Origin of the sequence: Nostoc sp. 'Peltigera membranacea cyanobiont' 213 (genome assembly GCF_002245975.1) — a bacterium.
Classification (GTDB): domain Bacteria; phylum Cyanobacteriota; class Cyanobacteriia; order Cyanobacteriales; family Nostocaceae; genus Nostoc.
On sequence record NZ_NOLI01000293.1, the window covers coordinates 1 to 3,366 of the forward strand.

Below are 3,366 nucleotides of genomic sequence, written 5' to 3' on the forward strand. Positions count from 1 at the left end.
ACCGATTCTCCTGGCAAAGCAGGTAGGGATTGAGGTTCATTAAAACCAGCGATCGCATCATGTTGTTGCCAAATTAAGGCTTTAGCTGTGGGTTGACCCAAATAAAATTGAGACAGATTTTCAACGGTGGGTTTGGTATAATCTACAGTCTTACAACAGTCGTGTTTATTCTTACCTTCGCCCTCTTTGACAGCTTTGAACTCGACTGACAGCACACCTAAGCTACGCCACCTATCGTTTTTGCCGCTAAATGGCACTTGGAAATAGTCAGCAAAGGTTTTCTCCAAAGAACGGTAAAATTCCTCACGCACCGACTTACAGCAATTTTCAGGTAAATAGACCACAGTGATTGAACCAACCGAGGGCATCATCTTCGGTGATGTAATTGACAGCCAGAGCCATTGCTTGGTCGAGTGATTCGGTGGTGCGTGCCTCACAGGAACGGAGAAATTGCTTTAGTTTTGACCAACACAGTTCTATAGGAGATAAATCTGGAGAGTAGGGAGGCAAAAACTTAACTTTTGCACCAACGGATTCAATTGCAACTCTTACACGTTCGGCGTGATGAACCGGGAGGTTATCCATGACCACGATCGCTCCTTTCCATAACTGAGGCATTAAAATTTCAGTGACATAAGTGAGGAATACATCAGTATTTGTACTACCTGGTACAGTCATAGCTGCGACTAGCCCATCAAGATTTAAAGCTCCAATCAAAGACACGTTCCCACCCTTAGTGCCAGGTATATTACCAACTGCTCTTTCGCCATTGACTGCTCTGGCAAACAAGCGTGACATTGATAAATTCAATCCCGCTTCATCAACAAATATCAGGTTCCTGACATCAATTTTATCTAACCAACGGCGATAGTCATGTCTTAACTCTTGTACTCTTGGGGTATCTTGCTCGCTGGCATAGAGACTTTTTTTTTACACCGTAAACCTAATTTTTCTACCGCACGATGCATTGTCGTGATACTTACACTAGTGCCTGTGCGTTCTGCATAGCGATCGCATAATTCTCTTAGCAACAAATCATTCTTACCTTCCACCAAAGACTTGATCATGCTGAGATGTTCATCCTGAATTATCGGCTTTTGGTATCCTCCACGTTGTTTTGCTTCAATTTGTCCACTTTCACGATAATGACGTACCACGTTGCGTACAAATGACAAGCTGACCTTAAACCTTTGAGCCAGTTGGCGTTGCGAACCTTCCTTCTCTAACCAAGCGGCAATCACACGACCACGCAAATCTTTGGAGTAAGATACTGGCATTGAATTTGACAATCACTATCTGTTTAGCTTACCGTTTTTTGTGGTTCAATTACCTGAAAATTGCTGTAAAACTCCAGAGAGCTACATTCTTAAAGCGGACAACGACAGGAGTAGTATGCAGGGGTTGATTATCCTCATCCAGAAACACCAGTGCATGTTCTGAACACACATCCATTGTTTTCTTGTCAAGGTTATGTTTGTATTCATCATAAAGCCCAACAAAAGAACCACCTAAGTCTTCAACATCTGATTTATAACGGATATACTCTGGCACAAAAGCTAAAACTAGTAACCGTGCTTGAGTAATTAACAGTCCAGTAACATCTTCAGTTAGGGTGACAATAGTTAGGTCGTTTTCATCAGGCATATCAAGCCAGCCAGCCTTTTCTAACTGGTCTTCTGGAATTAGAAGTCCGGCGGGTTTGTCATTAACGACAATGCCGTAAGGCAGTAACGGTCGTCTAACTTGGTTATAACTGTCGCTGAGAAGTTCTGGGTCAATATCGTCAATATCAAGGTCTGACAATTGAGTGTTAGGTGCTTTCTTATTGGCTGCTTGAGTTTTGGTATTAGCTTTGGGATTAGAAGCAGCAGTTTTGGCAGTAGATTGATTGGAGCGATTAGAGTTGTTTGAAACCCTAGATTTAACCATTGGAGTACATAAATATGATTGCCCAACGCATGAGGCGTTAGCCTCAAAACTTAGTTAAAAATAGAGTTTCTAACACCTCTAAAAAAATGTCCAGAAGGTCAATACTTTAGCTTTCACTTAGCAGCTAAAATTTCTGCTAAACGCATACTTAACTGCTATGAACATTTCCCAGAAAAATCTACCACACAACCAGATCACTGCTAACTCGACATTAATTGAAGTCTCATCCTTCCAAGCACCTCTGGCTAGCATTGACTTTGGCAAGTTGTTTCAACAGTATAACAATCCCCAAGGTTGGATGATGGTAGGTGGAATACTGTTCGTTATACTGTTGTTGCGAATCAGTGGTACTGGTAAGGGAAAAATCACCACTGGTAAAGTCTCCGGTATCAGCGAGAAACTAGCAGCAACTAACCTAGCACTCAAGCAAATCAAGGAGCATAAACACAATAAAGTTACCCTGTGGTCTGGAACTCCTCGCTATTGGGTAAAAGGCAAGTGGCGGGGGTTGCTGGCTAACATACAAACTATGCTTGGTGCTGCACCTACAGTTTGGTTTCCCAATGCCGAAAGGGGAACACTGGTAATAGGTGCGCCTGGGTCTGGTAAAACCTACTCTACCATAGACCGGATGTTAGAAAGTGCGATGCAGCAAGGTTTTCCGATTTTACTCTACGACAAGAAGGGCGACCAACTACGACTCCATGCACCCTTAGCAGCCCGTTATGGCTATAAAGTACGAGTATTTGCCCCCGGTGAACCCTTTAGCGGTGTGATCAATCCTTTGGATTATATGCGTGATGCACGGGATGGGGTAATGGCAGGAGAAATTGGACAAGTGATTAACCGCAATGCTTCCAGTGGTGGTAAAAGTGATGAGTTCTTTGCTAAAGCCGGGGACTTGTTAGCTAAAGCACTTTTACAGTTAGTTAAGGGTTCTCCTTACCCAGATATGGCGATGCTTTATGCGGTGCTACGGTTGCCAAAACTGGTACAGCGCCTTGACCATGCGGTGCAGTCAAAAAGGTTGGATGAATGGGTGGCGACTTCATTTATTCAATTTTTGAGTGCCAAGGATGCAGAGAAGACTATTTCGGGGATTTTGACCACAGCAGCAGGTACTTTCTCATCTTTCATCCAAGCTGATTTGCTGAGGGCATTTATAGGGAAATCGGATATTCCTACTAAGCTTGAAGGTAGAGAGATAGTGGTGTTCAAGCTAGATGATGAACGCCGCAGTGTAGTTGGGCCTCTGCTGGCGGCTGCAATGCACTTGATGATTGTTGGTAATTTAAGCCGTCCCCGCAAAGATCCATTGATTATTTCTTTGGATGAATTACCATCAATTAAGCTGGACAGATTACCTCAGTGGATTAATGAATATCGTTCTAATGGTGCCTGCTTTATTCTGGGTATCCAAAGTTTAGAGCAACTTTA

The 3,366-nt window shown here is 43.1% G+C and carries 3 protein-coding genes and 2 pseudogenes; 1 reads left to right on the forward strand and 4 read right to left on the reverse strand.

The features are described 5' to 3' along the window. The 4 genes and pseudogenes from CDG77_RS34110 to CDG77_RS34125 all read right to left on the reverse strand — a co-directional run. Window positions 1-344 (reverse strand): annotated as a pseudogene (locus CDG77_RS34110) (DUF5895 domain-containing protein); the annotation flags it as partial. Then, window positions 328-858 (reverse strand): annotated as a pseudogene (locus CDG77_RS34115) (IS630 family transposase); the annotation flags it as partial. The pseudogenes CDG77_RS34110 and CDG77_RS34115, both read right to left, overlap by 17 nt. Before the next feature lie 20 nt (window positions 859-878). Beyond that, window positions 879-1,277: a helix-turn-helix domain-containing protein gene (locus tag CDG77_RS34120; protein WP_094333559.1), complete on the reverse strand. Its 399-nt coding sequence runs from the start codon at window positions 1,275-1,277 to the stop codon at window positions 879-881. A 49-nt stretch (window positions 1,278-1,326) separates the two neighbouring features. After that, a complete protein-coding gene (locus CDG77_RS34125) occupies window positions 1,327-1,929 on the reverse strand; it encodes a DUF5895 domain-containing protein (RefSeq protein ID WP_223270143.1) in 603 nt (200 codons plus the stop codon). A gap of 157 nt (window positions 1,930-2,086) precedes the next feature. Between CDG77_RS34125 and CDG77_RS34130 the strand changes: the two genes are divergently transcribed. Further along, window positions 2,087-3,366: type IV secretory system conjugative DNA transfer family protein (locus tag CDG77_RS34130; RefSeq protein WP_094333560.1), on the forward strand; the 1,280-nt coding region annotated here is incomplete at its 3' end.

Bases quoted from the DNA above. Each gene is read 5' to 3' on its own strand.
- CDG77_RS34120 (WP_094333559.1), bottom strand. From the start codon at position 1,277: ATGCCAGTATCTTACTCCAAAGATTTGCGTGGTCGTGTGATTGCCGCT.
- CDG77_RS34125 (WP_223270143.1), bottom strand. From the start codon at position 1,929: ATGGTTAAATCTAGGGTTTCAAACAACTCTAATCGCTCCAATCAATCT.